The sequence below is a fragment of the Metabacillus idriensis genome (assembly GCF_050483325.1).
Lineage (GTDB): Bacteria > Bacillota > Bacilli > Bacillales > Bacillaceae > Bacillus_P > Bacillus_P idriensis_A.
Map to the genome: position 1 here is coordinate 116,366 of NZ_JBCMYF010000014.1, position 18,620 is coordinate 134,985.

General features: G+C 41.9%; 20 protein-coding genes. 6 read left to right on the forward strand and 14 right to left on the reverse strand.

The features are described from left to right. The first annotated feature begins 60 nt into the window (after positions 1-60). The gene (locus ABEQ24_RS10175; protein ID WP_430006686.1) at positions 61-912 is read left to right on the forward strand and encodes a TetR/AcrR family transcriptional regulator; all 852 of its coding nucleotides are present in this window, start codon (positions 61-63) and stop codon (positions 910-912) included. A gap of 80 nt (positions 913-992) precedes the next feature. Here ABEQ24_RS10175 and ABEQ24_RS10180 read toward each other — a convergent pair whose 3' ends face one another. The 7 genes from ABEQ24_RS10180 to ABEQ24_RS10210 form a co-directional block, all read right to left on the reverse strand. Continuing rightward, positions 993-1,607, reverse strand: a complete 615-nt coding sequence (locus ABEQ24_RS10180) for a protein kinase family protein (RefSeq protein ID WP_430006687.1) — start codon at positions 1,605-1,607, stop codon at positions 993-995. 34 nt (positions 1,608-1,641) lie between these two features. Beyond that, positions 1,642-2,088: a DUF6376 family protein gene (locus tag ABEQ24_RS10185; RefSeq protein ID WP_430006688.1), complete on the reverse strand. Its 447-nt coding sequence runs from the start codon at positions 2,086-2,088 to the stop codon at positions 1,642-1,644. Positions 2,089-2,346: 258 nt separating this feature from the next. Then, positions 2,347-2,661, reverse strand: coding sequence for a hypothetical protein (locus tag ABEQ24_RS10190; RefSeq protein WP_430006689.1), 315 nt, complete (start codon positions 2,659-2,661; stop codon positions 2,347-2,349). Between the two features lie 103 nt (positions 2,662-2,764). Continuing rightward, on the reverse strand, positions 2,765-4,633 hold the full coding sequence (locus ABEQ24_RS10195) for a PTS fructose transporter subunit IIABC (protein ID WP_430006690.1): 1,869 nt from the start codon (positions 4,631-4,633) through the stop codon (positions 2,765-2,767). Positions 4,634-4,657: 24 nt separating this feature from the next. Beyond that, entirely contained in the window at positions 4,658-5,569 is a 912-nt protein-coding gene (gene pfkB / locus ABEQ24_RS10200) for a 1-phosphofructokinase (RefSeq protein ID WP_430006691.1), read from the reverse strand. Further along, on the reverse strand, positions 5,566-6,318 hold the full coding sequence (locus tag ABEQ24_RS10205) for a DeoR/GlpR family DNA-binding transcription regulator (RefSeq protein ID WP_430006692.1): 753 nt from the start codon (positions 6,316-6,318) through the stop codon (positions 5,566-5,568). Before ABEQ24_RS10205 ends, pfkB begins: the two co-directional genes overlap by 4 nt. 245 nt (positions 6,319-6,563) lie before the next feature. Next, the gene (locus tag ABEQ24_RS10210) at positions 6,564-8,327 is read right to left on the reverse strand and encodes an ABC transporter ATP-binding protein (protein ID WP_430006693.1); all 1,764 of its coding nucleotides are present in this window, start codon (positions 8,325-8,327) and stop codon (positions 6,564-6,566) included. A 155-nt stretch (positions 8,328-8,482) separates the two neighbouring features. Between ABEQ24_RS10210 and ABEQ24_RS10215 the strand changes: the two genes are divergently transcribed. Together ABEQ24_RS10215 and ABEQ24_RS10220 are read left to right on the forward strand one after the other, a co-directional pair. Further along, the gene (locus tag ABEQ24_RS10215) at positions 8,483-9,262 is read left to right on the forward strand and encodes a hypothetical protein (RefSeq protein WP_430006694.1); all 780 of its coding nucleotides are present in this window, start codon (positions 8,483-8,485) and stop codon (positions 9,260-9,262) included. 12 nt (positions 9,263-9,274) lie between these two features. Next, positions 9,275-9,739: a hypothetical protein gene (locus ABEQ24_RS10220; RefSeq protein WP_430006695.1), complete on the forward strand. Its 465-nt coding sequence runs from the start codon at positions 9,275-9,277 to the stop codon at positions 9,737-9,739. Between the two features lie 275 nt (positions 9,740-10,014). Here the strand turns inward: ABEQ24_RS10220 and ABEQ24_RS10225 are convergent, their stop codons facing one another. Further along, positions 10,015-11,409 carry an L-cystine transporter gene (locus tag ABEQ24_RS10225; RefSeq protein ID WP_430006696.1) on the reverse strand — a complete coding sequence of 465 codons (1,395 nt, stop codon included), beginning with the start codon at positions 11,407-11,409 and terminating at the stop codon, positions 10,015-10,017. A gap of 200 nt (positions 11,410-11,609) precedes the next feature. On the opposite strand from ABEQ24_RS10225, the gene ABEQ24_RS10230 reads away from it, so the two are divergent. Further along, positions 11,610-12,434 (forward strand): protein-glutamine gamma-glutamyltransferase, encoded by an 825-nt coding sequence (locus ABEQ24_RS10230; protein WP_430006697.1) that lies wholly within the window; start codon positions 11,610-11,612, stop codon positions 12,432-12,434. A gap of 470 nt (positions 12,435-12,904) precedes the next feature. Here ABEQ24_RS10230 and ABEQ24_RS10235 read toward each other — a convergent pair whose 3' ends face one another. The 4 genes from ABEQ24_RS10235 to ABEQ24_RS10250 all read right to left on the reverse strand — a co-directional run bounded on the left by ABEQ24_RS10235 (position 12,905) and on the right by ABEQ24_RS10250 (position 16,209). Beyond that, entirely contained in the window at positions 12,905-13,165 is a 261-nt protein-coding gene (locus tag ABEQ24_RS10235) for a hypothetical protein (RefSeq protein ID WP_430006698.1), read from the reverse strand. Between the two features lie 71 nt (positions 13,166-13,236). Next, positions 13,237-13,860 (reverse strand): arylformamidase, encoded by a 624-nt coding sequence (kynB, locus tag ABEQ24_RS10240; protein WP_430006699.1) that lies wholly within the window; start codon positions 13,858-13,860, stop codon positions 13,237-13,239. Then, on the reverse strand, positions 13,857-15,128 hold the full coding sequence (gene kynU, locus ABEQ24_RS10245; protein WP_430006700.1) for a kynureninase: 1,272 nt from the start codon (positions 15,126-15,128) through the stop codon (positions 13,857-13,859). The genes kynB and kynU overlap by 4 nt, the downstream gene beginning before the upstream one ends. Further along, positions 15,094-16,209, reverse strand: a complete 1,116-nt coding sequence (locus ABEQ24_RS10250; protein ID WP_430006701.1) for an NAD(P)H-dependent flavin oxidoreductase — start codon at positions 16,207-16,209, stop codon at positions 15,094-15,096. Before ABEQ24_RS10250 ends, kynU begins: the two co-directional genes overlap by 35 nt. 171 nt (positions 16,210-16,380) lie before the next feature. Here ABEQ24_RS10250 and ABEQ24_RS10255 point away from each other — a divergent pair, with 171 nt between their 5' ends. Continuing rightward, entirely contained in the window at positions 16,381-16,779 is a 399-nt protein-coding gene (locus ABEQ24_RS10255; protein ID WP_430006702.1) for an HIT family protein, read from the forward strand. 59 nt (positions 16,780-16,838) lie between these two features. Beyond that, positions 16,839-17,171 carry a DUF948 domain-containing protein gene (locus ABEQ24_RS10260; RefSeq protein WP_430006703.1) on the forward strand — a complete coding sequence of 111 codons (333 nt, stop codon included), beginning with the start codon at positions 16,839-16,841 and terminating at the stop codon, positions 17,169-17,171. 56 nt (positions 17,172-17,227) lie between these two features. On the opposite strand, the gene ABEQ24_RS10265 is transcribed toward ABEQ24_RS10260, so the two are convergent. Both ABEQ24_RS10265 and ABEQ24_RS10270 read right to left on the reverse strand, forming a co-directional pair. Then, on the reverse strand, positions 17,228-18,154 hold the full coding sequence (locus ABEQ24_RS10265; RefSeq protein ID WP_430006704.1) for an MBL fold metallo-hydrolase: 927 nt from the start codon (positions 18,152-18,154) through the stop codon (positions 17,228-17,230). After that, entirely contained in the window at positions 18,151-18,555 is a 405-nt protein-coding gene (locus ABEQ24_RS10270; protein ID WP_430006705.1) for a secondary thiamine-phosphate synthase enzyme YjbQ, read from the reverse strand. The genes ABEQ24_RS10265 and ABEQ24_RS10270 overlap by 4 nt, the downstream gene beginning before the upstream one ends. Between the last annotated feature and the right edge of the window lie 65 nt (positions 18,556-18,620).

Genomic DNA, 18,620 nt, shown 5'->3' on the forward strand with positions numbered 1-18,620 from the left:
CCAAGTTATAACTATGTATGCTTATACACAATCTTTACTGTTAAATAAGGAGATTACACGATGAAGGAAAAAGAAAAGCGGATTATTGAAGCGGCTATGAGCCTTTTCGCTAAAAAAGGAGTTTCTTCCACTTCCATACAGGATATTGCGAATGAATGCGAAATTTCTAAAGGGTCATTTTACCTTTATTTTAAATCGAAGGAAGCTCTTCTGCTTGAAACATTCAAATATCATTTTGAGCTGATCCATTCAAAAATGGAGGCTGTGAAAGAGAAGGATCTGGAACCTCGTGCCCTTTTAATCGCTCAGCTTTCCTGCCAGCTGAGTGAAATTAATAAACATAAGGATTTTATTATTATGCAAATGAGAGAAAACGCCATACCCAATAATCCTTCAATGGCAGCTTTCATTCAAAAGATGAATATTGATTCCAATCTTTTTGTTAAAAATGCGCTTCTATCTATATACGGCGAGTCCATTAAAGAATATATCTGGGATGTAAGCACGATCCTTCAGGGGATGATTCATTCCTATTTAAAATTCATTATCTTTGAAAAAGCGGAATTGGATTTTGATGAACTTGCTGCTTTTCTTTTAAACAGAGTGGATGATCTTGCTGCAGGACTGAAAAACTCGCAAGAAAAACCAATCCTTTCCGGCGAAGGCGAGAAAAACATCTTCTCTTTATGTTCAGCAATAAGCCATGATGAAATTTTAGCGAAAATTGAACACATCAAACAGCAGCTATCAGGAGATCTTCAAGTTACACTTGAAGTGATTGAGGCTGAAATGAAGGAAGATTCACCGCGTATCCCTGTCATACAGGGAATGCTTGCGAACTTAAATCAGGATTCTTCTTTAGCAGAGCTGCAGCAGAGCATTGCTGCTTATTATCAAATAAAATTATTATAGGAAAGAAAAGCGCAAAGTTTTATACTTTCTTATTTCTAAAAAAAAACGAGAGATCTCATTCACCAGAAATCTCTCGTTTTTTATGATGGAAAGGGAATCAGCTTTTTCTTGTACAGGGCTGCAATAAAATTCATCATGGCAGCAGGTATTTTTTTAGGGAAGTAGGTTTTTCGGTAATATTTATGAAAAGCCGTTTTCAGATCGTCCCACTGTGTGCAATTTTTAGTTTGGCGGAACCGGGCAACATCAATCATTTTGATTTCGCCCCGTTCATTTATGAATATATTGCGAAGGTGAATGTCAGACGGATTCAGTCCTCTTTCTTTAGCGTGCATAAGGGCTTTGTCAATTTCCGCAATATGCTGATCTGTAATGGAAATTCCCGTGCTGACACAATCAAAAAGAGTGCTTCCTTCAATATAATCAATAACTAAGAAGTTTTCCCCCGCTTCATATAAATTGGGGTAATACTCAATTCCCTGAAGAGTTCTGTATATTTCCGCTTCTTCCATTGCAATATGAGTAAAAGAAGGAAAGAACACTTTTAACGCTTTGTTCTCATTCGGCAGTTTAAAAACAAATGCGCTCCGGCCTGCTCCGATGAAGGTCAAAGAAGAGTCATAGCCTTGCAGTTTGGCGCGAGTCCCTTTTCCTCCTATTTTAACGCTATCTGCAAATTGCTTATATCCTTTCATTCTGAGAACCTCCTCTCCCTCTTTACCTTTATCATTAAGATCCAAGCTGTTCAATTTGATCTAAGATCCCTTTCATATCTGATATGGTTTTGACAATTTCAGAGTCTTCAAGAAGCTGAATGTTCCAATCACCGTTTTCAATTTGCTCCAAAGCAGAATCAATTCCGCTTTCAAGGGATTCGCTGTAGCCGACAAGCTGATTATGGGCATCCAGAGCAATCTCAGGCGCTTCAGTTTCTTTAAATATCTTTATTTCTTCTTTCATATCATTTAAGCTCTTCTCAAGCTCTGCTCTGGCTTCTCCATTATTTACAGCCTCTTCAGCCAGTGCCGGCAGCTCTTCTGCAAATGCACTCGCCTCATTAATATAGTCCTTAGTATCATTTGCATACTGAAGGGAAGAATTTACGCCGTCAAGTATAGAACACCCGCTTAGAAACACTAATGACAAAACAGCCAATACTTTAAACATTTTCATCATCACACAGCTCCTTTTGGTTTATTTTTATAAAAAAATAAAAGACGTCAGATCCAATTACTTGGTCATAACGTCTTTTTTCGAAAGAGACTTCACCAAATAATCGGCAAAGGTCTCGCTAACAGCATCGCTGCCAGCAAAGCCGGGGAACATTCCCGTAATGACGACTTTGCTGTTAAAGCTACTCCCCTTTAAGGAAGAAATATTTAAGTTAGTTTTATTATACACTCAGGCAAGCAGCGAGGTCAATTTTAGAGCTGTCTATTTTCCTTGACTGACAATCATTTTTTCGTTCATCACAAAATAAAAACCTGTTGTTTTGATATCACGGACGACACTGTGCAGCCCCTCTTCTTCAAGCTTTAAAAATAAGCGATCAGCGTTTAACACGTCAAAACTAAGCAGCTCTTCTTTATTCAATCCTGAGATCCGGACATCATCCAATAGCTGATCAAATTCTTCACCTGCAAACACATGAATGCCGACTTCATAAGCTACTGCTCCTGTATCAGAGCCGTCAAGCTTAATTTCTTCTGATTTTAAATACCAAAAATCATAATAAATGTTGTCTGTCATGTTTGTTCCTCCAATCAATTAAAGCAGATACTCTGCCTATTGTATCAAAAATAGTTGGCTTCATGTAAGAAAGGCCTATTCATCATGTGAATAGGCCTTTCGTTTATTCTTTCACTTCTTTTTTCATAAACCCGACTATGACTGCTGTGATCAGGGATCCAATCAAAATCGCTGCAACATACAGCAATGGATTTCCGTCAACAATCGGGATAACAAACGCTCCCCCGTGGGGTGCGCGAAGACCGATGCCAAACATCATCGTAAGCGCTCCTGCCGCCGCAGATCCGATAACCGCAGCCGGAATAACACGGGCCGGATCAGCTGCTGCAAACGGAATCGCTCCTTCAGTAATAAAAGATGCTCCCATAACGTAATTCGTTTTCCCTGCTTCACGCTCTGCTTTTGTAAACTTCTTTTTAAAGAAAGTTGTGGAAAGAGCCAGACCAAGAGGAGGCACCATTCCGCCAGCCATAATAGCTGCATGCGGTGCAAAGTTTCCTGCGTCAATCATGGCAATCCCGAATGTGAATGCCGCTTTGTTGATTGGCCCGCCCATATCTACAGCCATCATCCCGCCTAAAATCAATCCGAGCAGTACAAGGTTTCCTGTTCCCATGCCTTTAAGCCAAACCGTCAACCCATCATTTAATGCTTTCACTGGTTCGATAATAATAAACATCATAATCAAACCTGTCAGTAAAATACCGAACAGAGGATAAAGCAGTACAGGCTTGATGCCTTCAAGAGAATTCGGCAGACCGCTGAATGCTTTCTTCAGTCCGACCACTAAGTAGCCTGCCAGGAAGCCTGCGATTAATCCGCCAAGGAAACCAGCTCCCCCTGTAGCTGCCATAAGACCGCCGACCATACCCGGAGCAAATCCCGGCCGGTCCGCAATACTCATTGCAATAAATCCAGCTAAGACAGGAATCATGAGATAAAAGGCATTGCCGCCTCCGATTGTGCTTAATGCTTCAGCTATCGGATGATAAGACGGGTCGTTTGGATCTGCTGCTTTAATACCAAAAACAAAGGAAAGCGCAATGAGAATCCCCCCACCTACGACAAACGGCAGCATATTTGATACACCATTCATGAGATGCTTATAAAAACCGCTTCTTCCTGTTTTAGGTGAGTCAGCTGTTTTCTTCTCACCGCTGCTTTTATAAACAGGCGCATCTTGATCCAGCGCTTTTTGAATCAATTCCCCTGGCTTTCTGATTCCTTGCGCAACAGGCACCTGAATGACATGCTTGCCTGCGAAACGATCCATTTCCACTTGCTTGTCAGCAGCTACGATAATCGCTTCTGCTTCTGCAATGTCTTCAGCCGTCAAACCATTTTTAATTCCGCCTGATCCATTTGTTTCAACCTTAATGCTCACACCCATTTCTTTCGCTTTTGCCTTCAGGGCATCTGCAGCCATATATGTGTGTGCAATTCCAGTTGGACATGCTGTGACAGCAAGGATTTTCTTGCCTGCACCGGATGATGCAGGTTCTTCTTCTGCTTCCATCTCTTTTTCTTTTTGATCAATAGCAGCGAGAACTTCTTCTTTAGTAGCCGCCTCTTCAAGCTGCTTTTTGAAAGCTGGATCCATCAAAAAACTGGAAAGTCTGGAAAGCGTTTGCAAATGTTCATTGTTTGCTCCTTCAGAAGCGGCAATCATGAAAAAGAGATGAGCATTTTGTCCATCGAGAGATTCATAGTCTATGCCTTTTGCAGAGCGGCCAAATGCAATCGCAGGTACAGATACTGCACTTGTTTTTGCATGAGGGATGGCAATCCCTTCGCCGATTCCAGTCGTGCTCTGATCTTCCCTTGCCAAAATAGCTGTTTTATACTCTTCTTTATTTTTAAGCTTGCCTGCACGATCTAGTATCTCAATGATTTCGTCGATAACAGCCGCTTTTGATTGGGCATTCAGGTCAAGGATCATCGTTTCGCTTGTTAATAAATCTGTAATCTTCATTTTTCTTCCCCCTTCAATGAATATCTAAATCTCATTGACTTTCACTTCAGTTATGAGCTTTGCCGCAAATTCCTGTGTTGTCAGATCTTCTGAAAAAGCAGTTGCGCTCCCTGTGGCAACACCCTGTTTAAAGGCTTGCTTATAATCCCCATGCTCTTTGTATCCAGCAATGAAGCCTGCAACAACTGAATCTCCCGCTCCAACGGAATTCTTTACTTTTCCAGACGGTACATTTGCAAAAAATGCTCCGTGCTGATTGATGAAAATGGCGCCTTTTTCCGCCATTGAAACAATCACATTCTGCACGCCTTCTTCAAGCAGTTTCTTCCCATAATGAACAGCTTCTTCCTTGCTGCTGACCTGAGTATCGAACAGTTCGCCTAATTCATGGTGATTTGGCTTGATGAGGAACGGCTTGCTTTGGAACGTCCTTCTTAAAGCATTGCCTGCTGCATCAATGACAACTTTCACTCCGTTTTTCAAGCATATATCAGCAATTTCTTTGTAAAAGCCTTCGTCAAGAGCGGATGGAATGCTCCCTGCTAAAACAAGTACATCCCCGGCTTGAAATTTATCCATTTTCCCAAGCAATTCAAGCTTTTGCTGTTTGGAAATCTGAGGGCCCTGGCCATTGATTTCTGTTTCTTTAGCAGATTTAAGCTTGACGTTAATTCTTGTATGATCTGAGACACGGATAAAATCATGTGTAATTTCCTCTGATGAAAGAAATTCTTTGATGAACTCGCCTGTAAATCCGCCTGCAAATCCAAGGGCTGTGCTTTCTGTTCCCAGACGTTTCAGAACTCTTGAAACATTAATGCCTTTACCGCCCGGAAAAACGTTAGCGCTCTCCGTGCGATTGAGGTGCCCCTCTTTAAAATCGTTTACCTTCACGACATAATCGATGGAAGGATTCAGCGTACAAGTATAAATCATGCTGTCACAACCTTTATCTCTGTCTTTTCCTTAAAATCATATGCGGTGTCTTCATCCAGTTCATTCGTAATCACCGCTGCTTCATGCAGACCCGCTATTTTAGAGAACGAAATTTCGTTGAACTTTGTATCATCTGCAAGAATAAAAGCTTCTTGAGACAGTGTAATCGCAAGTCTCTTGATTGCGGCTTCCTCTGGATCAGGTGTTGTAAATCCTGCTTCCGGATGAATGCCGTTTACACCCATAAAACATTTATCAAATCTGTATGCATTTATCCCTGACTGTGCTGCACTGCCTACTAGCGCTCTTGTTTTCGGCTTTACAATCCCTCCGATCAGGTAAGTGGGTATTTGATATTCAAGCAGCATGTCGAGATGTGTTACGCCATTTGTGACGACCGTTATTTCTTTTTCTTTTAAATATGGAATCATCTGCATGGTTGTAGTACCAGCGTCGATGTATATGCTGTCTCCGTTTTTTACAAGCCCTGCTGCAAATTTAGCTATTCTTTCTTTTTCAGCAGCATTTTGCGTGGATTTTTCAATAACACTGAGCTCTTCTCCCTTTTGATGAAAAAGAGAAGCACCGCCGTGTACCCGCTTTAATTTCTTTTCTTTTTGGAGCTGGCTTAAATCTCTTCTAATTGTAGATTCTGAAGAAGATGTAGCATCAACTAATTCCTGTATCGTTGCGACCTGTTTTTCACCAAGTACCTTGATGATGATCCGGTGCCGTTCTGGTGTAATCATTCAGTCACCTCCAGCTAATCGTTCTTTTTGCCTAAAATCTTTACCTTGAGTTCATTCTAACGTAAGCCTTTTCATAAATCAACCAAAAACTTTCAAAAGCAATCATTATTAATCATAAATTCTATTATTCAATCAAAAACAGTCAATAATTCTCTACCTTTCCCTTTTATCTTCTAAATGAATGTCATACGCACGCGTGTGTTTTCCTTTAAAATTTCACAGCAAAAAAGACGATCTGAGCTAACTCAGACAGTCTTATTTAACCTGCTATCATTCAGTTTTAATTGCTGAACAGCAAACTCTCTGTACATCGGATGAGTTTCCAGCAGTTCCGAATGTGTGCCTGTTCCAGTGACTTTCCCTTTATCCAAAAAGATAATTTGATCGGCATCAATGACCGTAGATAGCCTGTGGGCAATAACGATCGTTGTCCGCCCGGCCATTAAGTTGCCGAGTGCTTTTTGAACAACGATTTCAGAATGGCTGTCAAGGCTTGAGGTGGCTTCATCAAGAAGGAGAATTTTAGGATCCCTGATCAGCGCTCTGGCAATGCCGATGCGCTGCCGCTGACCACCTGAGAGTTTAACGCCGCGTTCACCTACTTGCGTATCATAGCCATCAGGAAATTCTTCAATAAATTGATCCGCATAGGCCATCTTCGCTGCTTTTGCTATTTCTGCATCTGTCACTTCTCTAGTTAATCCATAACAAATATTTTCTTTGATTGTGCCTGAGGTAATCGGACTTTCCTGAGAGACATAGCCAATATGCGCTCTCCACGAATCAAGGGTAAAGCCGTCTATTTTTTCATCCCCAAGATAAATGGCTCCGCCTGTCGGCAAGTAGTAACGTTCAACAAGTGAAAACAGCGTCGTTTTTCCGCTTCCGCTCGGTCCGACAATGGCCGTTGTCATACCCGGTTTAATCTCAAGAGTTACCTTGTTTAATACAGGTTCCTCTTTTTTGTAGGCAAAATCAATCTCATTAAAGTGGATCGATTGATGAATGTCCTCTATTTTCTTGCCTGAATGAAGATGTTCCTCCTCTTCCTCAAGAATTTCAATGATCCGCTCAGAAGCTCCCATTGCTTTTTGCAGCTGGGTGAAAAAAGCCGTGAATTGAGTCATTGGAATGACAATTTGAAAAAGATAGAGAATAAAAGCAACCAGATCCCCGGAAGAAAGAATTCCTGCTTGAACTCTCAAACCGCCGTAGCCCAGAATTACTACGAGCAGCGACATAATCACAAGTGAGATTAACGGGCCAATCCATGCATGAATTTTAGCCTCAGCCAGTCCAAATTGAAAGAGGCGGCCCACTCCGTTTTTTCCTGAAGCGTACTCTTTTTGTTCCGCATTGGAGGATTTTACTAATCGGACATGAGATAACACTTCACTCAATAACGCTGTAAAACTGGCCGTTTCATCCTGAAGACCTTTTGAGACTTTGTACATTTTTCTTCCGAGCGGAAGCAGAATGAATATGGAGAGAGGAATCAAGGCAAGCATGATCAGCGTCATTTGCCAGTCCAGATAAAGGAGAATGCCAAACGATCCTATTATGGCAATGATTCCTGTAAAGAAGTTCGTAATATGATCTGTAATCAATCCTTTTAAAATGGCTGTATCATTTGTCATCCGGCTGATCATTTCGCCGGTTTTGTGCTCGTCATAAAATCGAACGGGGAGATGGACATGCTTATTCCAGAGTCTTTCCCTTAATCGGGCAACGACATGCTGACCGACATGATTGAGAAGATAGATGGATACCCCGCTTGTAATTGCCTGTGCGATAAAAGCTGATATCAGCAGAAAGATATGCACACTTCCAAAATTGTCAAAACTGAAATCATCGATTAAATTTTTTGTGAATAAAGGGATGACAAGACCGACACCTGTAGATAAAACGCTGAGCGTGCCTGCAATTGCCATTTTTGTCTTTGAAGGCTTTGTCTCCCGTATCAGCTGATAGAATACCCGCCATTTTTGTCCTGTCTTTTGTGAACTCATCTCATTTTGTCTCCTAACTTGCGTTCTATCCTTTATTATACATTTTCCTATCAAATAGTTTAAATTTGAAACTTCCAGGACTCTCCGCATGTATTTCCATAAAAAAGGAAATAATAAGGGGGGATATCAATATAGAGAAAGCAGCAGGAAATAAGATGGATAATTACACTGGCAATAATCAGCACAGACGGTATAAAGCTCATTTAAGCATGTTTGGAACGACCCAATTTCATTTAAGAAATCCATATATCATTGCATGGTGGTCTGCAGCCTTTCCGGGGTTTGGACATCTTCTGCTTTCTAAATATTTCAGAGGCCTGCTTTTATTTATCTGGGAAGTGTTTATTAACATGCAATCTCATTTGAACATCGCCATGGTTTATTCATTTTGCGGTGAAATTGACAAGGCGCGGGATGCCCTTGATTACCGCTGGACTCTTCTATATATTCCTGTTTACATCTTTGCTATTTGGGACAGCTACAGGACTACCATTGATTCTAATCGTGTTTTTCTGCTTGCTGAAAGGGAAAATGCCCCTTTCAACACGTTTTCAATAGGGGGGATGGAAATCAATTATCTAGATAAACGAAATCCCAGAATTGCAGTCGCCTGGTCTTTTTTAATGCCGGGAACTGGGCAGCTTTATATTCACCGCCTCATTACGGGATTCTTTGCTCTGATCTGGACAGTGGTTTTTGTGTACTATTCTAAATGCCTGCTTGCGGTACATTACTTGTTTTTAGGACAAGTTCAGCATGCTACAGATATTCTGAATCCTTCATGGCTGATGTTTGTCCCCTCTGTGTACGGTTTTGCTGCCTATGATGCCTACATAAATACAGTTGAAAACAATAAGCTTTTTATAGGTGAGCAGAGGAATTTTTTAGTGAAAAATTATCAGCATTATCGCGTGAAATTTAGAGACAGAGTTTGAGAGGCGATTCCATTGCAAGTATTTGCTACCTTTGAACACAGCACATATCTAGAACTGGCCATTTCTCAGCTGGAACAAGAAGGAATACCAAAAGAGAAAATACTGGCGGTTTCATTAAGCACAACAGACGATTCAATGAACCTGATGGATTCAATTCATCACTCTGATGGAGTCAGTTTGTTTGATACGGGTGCCGCACTTGCGACCGCTTTTGCAGTAATAGGCGTGAGCATTGGGTTTAAGTTAGAGTGGGGGCCAGTTTATTGGGGGCTGATCGGAGCCGGGAGCGGGCTGCTGCTTGGATTTCTTCTCAATTTTATCTATTATCGTGTGATTAAAAAGAAAAAACTAAAGCTTCGTTCTAAAACGAAAGAAACGGAAGTAGTTTTGGTGATTGAATGCAATGAAGATTTTTATAGAAGAATCAGCCAGGTTCTTACGGATCATTATGCCATTTCGATCGGGTTTGTAAAATAAGGCTCATTTCGTAAACTTTGTTGCTCTAGGACTAGATATTTAAGACCATGAGTGGATTGCAGCGGAAGGAACTTGACTCCTGCGGGAAAATAGAGGGAAATGGGAGACCCCACAGGCTAAAAGCCAAGGAGGCTCCCACCCTCCCCGCGGAAAGCAAGTTCCTGGAGCGGAAAGGAACGGTCAACATTTATCATCAAAACAACAATCTTTGCGAAAACAGCCTAAAATAAAAAGCAGTTAGACTGAACCTTTTCAGTTTCTAACTGCTTTTTTTATTAAGCTTCCAGCTCCAATTGTGATGAGCCGCTGCGATTATACGTTTCTGTATCTAGTTCTTTTGTTATTTTTCCAGTTAAAACTCCCGCTGTCATACTGCCGCTTACATTTAATGCTGTACGGCCCATATCAATCAGCGGCTCAACAGATATAAGCAATCCTGCTAAAGCAATCGGCATATTCATTGTTGAGAGGACAAGAATTGCAGCAAAAGTAGCCCCTCCGCCAACACCTGCAACTCCGAATGAACTGATGGCAACAACCGCAATTAATGTAAAGATGAAAGAAGGACTTAACGGGTCGATTCCGACAGTCGGTGCAATCATGACGGCAAGCATTGCCGGATAGATGCCCGCACAGCCATTTTGTCCGATGCTGAGGCCAAAAGATCCTGCAAAATTTGCAATTCCTTCTGGAACACCGAGCTGTTTCGTTTGTGTGCTGATATTTAATGGCAGGGTTCCTGCACTCGTACGTGATGTAAAAGCAAACGTCAAAACAGGGAAAACCTTTTTAATATATGTGATCGGGTTAAGTCCCGCAAACGTCAGGAGCAGCAAATGAATGATAAACATGACAAGCAGAGCCACGTAGGAAGCGAGGACAAATTTTCCAAGCTTTAAGATGGAATCAAGATCACTAGAAGCAACCGTTTTTGTCATGATGGCAAGCACGCCGTACGGTGTAAGACGCAGGATGAGTGTGACAACTCTCATGATGATGGCGTAAAAGGCGTCTACAATTTTTGAAAACAGCTCTGCATGCTGAGGTTCTTTTCGTTTAACCCCCAAGAAAGCCAAACCTAAGATTGCAGCAAAAATAACAACAGCTATCGTTGAAGTCGGGCGGGCTCCAGTAAAATCAAGAAAAGGATTTCCCGGAAGCAATTCAAGGATCTTTTGAGGAAACGTCTGATCCTGAATCTCAGTGTAGGATGCATTAAGCGCTTCCCCTCTTGCTGTTTCTGCCTCGCCTTGCTCAATTTGGACTGCCTCTAAATTAAAGCCAAGAGAAGTGCCAATTCCAATTGCGGCAGAGATTGCTGTAGTCCCTACAAGAATACCTAAGATTAGGACACTGATTTTTCCAATGTTATTCGATAATTTCATTTTGGTAAATGCTGCAAGAATGGAAATGAACACAAGCGGCATCACAATCATTTGAAGAAGCTTTACATAACCGCTTCCTACGATATTAAACCAGCCGATTGATTCAAGAAGAACTTCATTTTCCGGTCCATAAATAAATTGAAAAGCAAACCCCAGGATAATTCCGAGGCCAAGTGCAGCAAATACACGTTTTGAAAACGAAATATGTTTTTTCTGCATAAAAAATAATAAAAAGATAAGACCCAAAAGAACGGCAATATTAATAATTACTAAAAAAGAAGACATTTTTTCTCCCCCTAACATTTTCCTTTAATACTAAAAAAATATAATGCAATTATTCCAATCAGTCAAGTAGGAATTACTGATGAAGTACAATTGATTCATCATACGTCCTTTCTTCAGGAAATATTCATCAGAGGTTCCAACCAAGAGGTCGCTCTCATAAATTATTAAATCAGCTTCATAACAGGAGGCGACTGATTGCTGTGATCAAAATCCAAAATGCGAATCAAAGTCAAAATATTATGAATACATCCGTATTGACCGGTGAGCAAAAAGAGATTCTGGATTTAATGGTGAAATATGAAGAAGTCTATTCCTTTGAACATTTTGATCAGTTTAAATTTGAGATGGATTTAAGAATTGAGATTGTCAAAGCTGCCTCAGCCCTCTATCAAAGCGGCGTTAAGTTTACAACCTTTGAATATTCCAAATGCAACCCGGCTTTATGGGATCTGACAAGTCAGGGAGCCATTGTCATAAAACCCGGAGTTCCACCATCTGAAGGGATCAGGGATCTTTATGCAAACGGGGAACTGTATGCTTTTGAATGTGCCACTGCCATTGTGGCTGTTTTTTACAAAGCGGTGCTTGAGATGATTGAAGAGCGTCATTTCAATCGGCTATTTGCCGGCATGATTCTGTATGACTGGCATTACGATGATGATTTGGGTGTGTTTACTAGAAGAGGCAACGATTATCTGCCAGGCGACTGTGTCTATTTTAAAAATCCGGATTTCGATCCAGAGAAGCCTCAGTGGCGCGGAGAAAATACAATCGATATGGGATATGATCTCTATTACGGCCATGGGATTGGAATTAAAGATGCAGAAGGAATTATTGCATCCCTGAATAAATACCGGAAAGAGGGAGCAGTCCAAACTGCTTATCTGCTTTCACAAGTTACGAGGCTTGATTACAGATATTTATACGATTACAGAAAGCTTGGAAGAGCCATCCAGGGAAATTTCCCGCTGGCTGACGATCAAAAAATCGTTTCAAAAATTGGGACGGCCATTTATTTAAAGTAACATAAGTAAAGCGCAAGCGGCTTGGTCAAATCCGGTAAGCTGATATGAATCCGGCGGAAAGTCTTTAGCCCGCCTTCTTCTATGAAAACAGGTTTAAGAATCTGGGTGGTGAAAGATGATCGCTGTACTGGAGCGGGAAACGGAAGGTATTTTCATTTTGAGGAGAGATTATCTGTGACATTCTTACCCTGCAATACCGTTATTCGATTTTGCGGGGTACGATTCAGACGTTTTCCTACCCTCCCATACCGTTATTCAATTTTGCGAAGCGTTTCAACTTGCCATTGAAGCAAAACAGATATAAATTCTGATCCTACAAGAACGCACAGGCATGATAGATAAGGACTCGACAGAAAAGGCGCTTTTTGCAAATACTTGCGGAGCTGTTCTGGCCGAGGAGCCTGAGCGCTTCCGCACGCCATCGAAGCGCACTATTTTATCCTATCTGATCTCATAAAAATAGCCGCCTATTATTTAGGCAGCCCAAATCGTTCCTTATCAAAATATTTGCGCTGCAAGTAGTATTCCTCACGTCCGAGGTACTGATTGACAATCAGCTCCATCTTGCCAAGGTCATCTCTGGCTACGGGCGGATCAAGGTCGCTCCACTTAACAACTCTAATAAAATAGTATTCTTTAATTGGAGTAAAAACGACGGGCGAATTTGGCCACTGATCAAACCAGAATTCAATTTTGCCGCGCTTTCTATAAGAATAATGAATGATTTTCATTTTCCATCACCTGCTAACAGAATACACGTTCTATCCTAAAAAGAAAAGAAACAATCGGTTTTAAAGGTCTATTATTCAAACGTTCTTAAAATAGCTCTGACAGGACTTCCATCTCCATCTACAATCCGGAGCGGCAAAGCGATCAATTCATAATCCCCTTGTTCTGCGGCGCTTAAATCCAGTCCTTCTAATATAAAAATAGAATTCTCAAGGAATGAATGATGGGCAGGAAGCTCTTTGCTTTTCATAAAATCAACGGAAGGAACATCTACGCCTATAAGCCTGACACCGATTTCTTTCAGGTATGCGGCTGCATCAGGGTGAAAATAAGAGAATTCTTCCGGAAATCTTAACGGGTCATCCCAGGAATCTGTACGGATTAACAGCCTTTCTGTTTGAAGAAGGCCGAATTTTTTCAACTCGTGTGCCGTTATCACTTCTACATCTTGAAGATGGATGACTTTTGCTTTTCCGCAGTAGATGGAAAGATCAAGCTCATGTACTTTTTTCGCCTCTGAATCAAAATGAAACGGGGCATCTATATGCGTCCCTGTATGGGTGCTCATTTCAAGCTTGCCCACGTTAACAGATCCGCTTGCTTCTTTTGTCCACATTAGTTCAAAGTCAAATGGCGTATCGCCGGGCCAGGTTGGCGTGCTATTTTGGACAGGTCTTGAAACATCAATAATTTTCATGCAATCACCTCACGTTTATTTTCATATTTTTCATACTTTTTTTCCCTCATAATGTCTTTTAAAACCTGAATGGTTCTCCAAATTTCTTCGTATGAGGTATACAATGCAACAGGGGCCAGTCTGATAATGTTTGGTGAGCGATAATCCGGAATAACACCATCCTGCTTCAGTGCTTTGCAGATTCTTGCTGCTTCAGGGTGCATGAGTGCAACGTGCCCCCCGCGTCTTTCGTCTTCTGCAGGATTGATGATGCGAAAAGCAAACCCTGAAAGCTCTGAATCCATTAAATCCATCATAATTCTAGTCATATTCAGTGACTTTTTGCGGATGGCTGACAGGGTAGCCTCTTTAAAAAGCTGAAGAGAAGCAGATAGAGGGGCAGAACTGAAAATATGTGGTGTGCCAATCTGATAGGCTCCGGCTGTGGATGCAGGGGTAAACGTGTGTTCCATATCAAATTGAGTATTTTTATTTGACCCGAACCATCCGCTTAAACCAGGCATTTTTCCTAAGTGCTTCTCATGAACAAACAGCCCTGCAGCAGCCCCTGGCCCCCCGTTTAAATACTTGTAATTGCACCAGTAGGCAAAATCAACTCCCCATTTATGAAACTCATGCGGAACGGCTCCCACTGAATGACACCCGTCAAAACCAATCAAAATCCCGCGCTCGCTTGCGGCCTTCGTCAGCTTTTCAATATTCAAAAGCTGTCCGCTCCGGTATAAAACAGTTGGCAAAACAATTAAAGCAATCTCATTTGTCATAGATGCGATAATATCGTCTTCATTGAGCGTATGCCCATCCCTGCTTTTCACTTTAACCAGATGCACGGCAGGATCCAGTCCTCTTAGTGACAGCTGACTTTGCAGGGCATAAATGTCAGATGGAAAGTTCAGGTCATCTGCCAGAATTTTCGTCCGTTTTTTTTCCGGATGAAAAAAGCTTGCTGCAAGCTGATGCAGATTGACTGTTGTTGATCCCGTTACAACTACCTCTTCTGGCTTTGCCCCTACCAGAAAAGCAGACTGCTCCCCAAGGGTTTCAGCTAAGTAATACCAGGGCTTTTCTCCTTGCGTCCAGCCGTCAATCCCAAACTTCTTCCAGGCATCAAGCATAGACAGCAGGGCTGACTCTGCCCTTTTTGAAGGCAGGCCAAGGGAATTGCCATCTAAATAAATCGTATCCTTTTTCAGATAGAACTCACCTCGAAAATGGGCAAGCTCATCTTTCTCATCAAAAGCTGCCGCCGTTTTTAGATCCATTTGCATTCACGTCCTTCCAGCTTGATTCTGTTACATCGTTCACTCCCGCAATTAATTGGTCTAAAACCTCTTTTGCAGACATTGATTGATTAATCAGCCTTAAACTCTGCCCTGCCCACAGCGACATGTTTTCTGCATTCAGCTCATGTGCCGCATGACTGCGCAGCCGCTTTGTCAGTTCATTTTGCACAGGATAAGGCAAAATGCTGCTGTCAAATGGTTTCATCTTCTGAATAAAGGCATTCGATATTCCGCGGGCATATTTCCCTGAAAAAGCTCTCGTCAAAACAGTTTCATCCTCTTTGCTGCTAAGTATTTTTTCTTTATAAGCTGCAGGTGCGCCGCTTTCTGTGCAAGGGATAAAAACACTGCCAAGCTGAACGCCATCTGCTCCAAGGATAAACGCTGCTGCGATTCCTCTTGCATCTGCTATTCCCCCAGCAGCAATTACCGGAACGCAGAGAGCATCTGCCGCCTGGGGAATAAGAGACATCGTGCCAATACAGGCATCAGCGGAATCATTGAATGTACCGCGGTGTCCTCCTGCTTCGCTTCCCTGCATGACGATCACGTCTGCACCCCGTTCTTCAAATAAAATAGCTTCCGCAACCGTTGTTGCCGTCCCTATTACAATCCTGCCTGCCCGTTTCAGCTCCTTTACAGCTTCTATTGAAGGAAGGCCGAATGTAAATGAACATATCGGCACATCATTTTGAAGAACAGTCTCAAGCTGCTTTTCATAATTTAAATAACTCGTTTCATTTGTAAATGAAACATCATCCACAGGCATGTTCATCTTTTTAAGGATACCTGCCATTGATTGAATATCTTCTTTGCGGATGCTTACTTCTTTTTCAGGAACGAAAAGATTCACGTTAAACGGTTTTTCCGTTAAAGCTTTTATCTCTTTTATGTGCTGATCAAGCTGATCGGACGTTAAATACCCTGCACCTGCTGACCCCAATGCGCCGGCTTCACTGACCGCGCTGATAAGCTCAGGAACAGTGATCCCCCCTGCCATCGGTGCTTGTACAATCGGGTATTTTATCTTCAGCAGCCTGCTAATAGAAGTATGATGCCATGTCATTTTCTTTCCCCTCCACTTTCAGAAGAATGCTGTATACCTTCTTCTACATGTCATGCGCTGTTCCCTGCCATACTAAAAGGAATACCGTCATAGAGGCAAATGGTGACGTCCTTATAGCTGATTATGCTAAAATGGTAAAAAATAGATCCAGAAAGATTGGAGTTGTCTGAGGTGGAAGAATTATGCCCGCTTTGCAATCCCGAAATGATAGAAGATCAACAAGCCGTTCTGTCTAATGAACATTGCAGCTTTTTGCAAATGCCGCAAAAAGTGCTCAAAGGTTCAGGCTTAATCGTTCCAAAAGAGCACCGGCCGACCGTTTTCGACTTAACAGAAGAAGAGTGGCATGCAACTTTCAGGCTCCTGCTGGAAGTGAAGAAATTGCTTGATGAAGAGTATCAGCCAGATGGCTATACGATTGGATGGAATTCAGGAGAAACGGGAGGACAGCATATTTCCCATGCCCATCTCCATGTTATTCCGCGTTTTGAAGACGAGCCATATGCAGGCCGCGGCATTCGCTCCTGGCTGAAGGATTCAGAAAATATGAGGCCTTCTGTACAAGATTAAGAATGTTCTTTTTAGGGTAAAAAATAAAAAAGAGATGAATTTGAAAGGAGTTTATTCAGATGGCCATAGTTTATATAAGCATCGCTCTTGTAGTTTGTGCTCTTATTTATTTAGGAGTTTCTGCTTTTAGAACGTTTAAAAAAACGCAGCCTGCCTTGCAGGATCTTCAGGAAACGGCTAACCGCATCCAAAAACAAACAGAGGGCATTCAAACCGAAACCACAAAGCTTTCTGCCAACCAGGAAAAAATCATGTCAGATGTTGAATACAAAAAACAGACCGTGCAGACAACCATTGAAATCGCTAAAGAAACTCCGGAAACAATCAAAGGCTTTAAAGAGTTTTTGCCGGCTAAAAAGGAAGAAAGGTTTACACATAAGGTACGGGGATAAAAAGAAGCCGGTTCGTTTAGACGAGCCGTCTTCTTTTTAAATTTCAGGAACAGTTCTCACTGCTCTCTCCACCATGTTTCTCCAAGCTTCATGACCTTAAGCTGCTCTTTATCAAGAGCAAGGTTATCCCATTCTGTATAAAGTCGTCCCAGTGCTTCGGGCCCAGTATCATCTGCCAGCCTATATGCACCATAATGCATGGGGATAAAAGGACCTTTCGCGTTTAAATCAAGATAAGCCTGAATGGCATCTTCCGGATTAATGTGGGAAACCTTCATAAACCACTCCGGTTCATACGCTCCAATCGGCATTAATACTGCATCAAGATCGTATCTGCTTCCAATCTCTTTAAATCCTCTGAAATAGCCTGTATCGCCAGCGAAATATACATTGTATGGCGCAATTGTATCTCCTATTACCCAGCCCCCCCAATGAGAAGTGTTGGTATCCCAAAGCGTTCTCCTTGTCCAATGCTGAGCAGGAACGAAGGATACCTTTCCGCGATTTACTTCGAAGGAATCCCACCACTTCGCTTCTATTACTTGCTTATACCCTCTTCTTCTAAAAGCAGGCTTCAGGCCTTCCGGCACATAATAAACTGGATTTCCTTTTAATCGTTTAATGCTTCCAAAATCAAGATGATCATAGTGCCCGTGCGAGATTAATACCAGATCGATTTCAGGAAGATCCTCTATCTGCAATCCCGGCTCTGTAAGCCTTTTTTGAACACCCATCCGTTCTGCCCACACCGGATCGGTCAAGATGTTCATTCCGTTTAGCTGAATCAGAAAAGTAGAATGGCCGATCCAGGTGATGGTCATGTTTGATCGATTGGTTTTTAATTCTGATTCAACTGTTTTTTCAGCCCGCTTAATCGATAGAGAGAGATCCTTTTGCTTGCTTCTGCGTTCTTTCATCCACTTTCTCAATTCTGAAAAAGTTTTTGTATTTTGAACCTGATCAAGGTTTTGATATTTTTTCACAAGGATGACTGCACCTTTACGTAAAATGTCCGTTCTCTGGGACCGTCAAACTCACAGAAGTAAATTCCCTGCCACGTACCCAGCAGCAGCTTGCCGTCTGTCACGATTAGATGCTGCGACGCCCCCACAGTGCTCGCTTTCATATGAGCAGCGGTATTTCCTTCTTCATGGCGGTCTTCCTCATGATGCCAAGGATAAATTTCGTCAAAACGTCTGATCATGTCTCGTTTAACATCCGGATCTGCATTTTCATTGATTGTAATGCCTGCTGTAGTATGAGGGCAGTAGACAATAACTGATCCTGTTTCTATCGAAGCGCTTTTCACCTCATTTTCAACGATTGACGTAATATCCACCAATTCATTCCTTGTAGATGTTGTCAGTTGAATTTTCTTAAGCATGTTTCCATCTCCTATCATCATTTCATACTAGAATTGTAGCACCTCTTGTTAAATATCTAAAACAA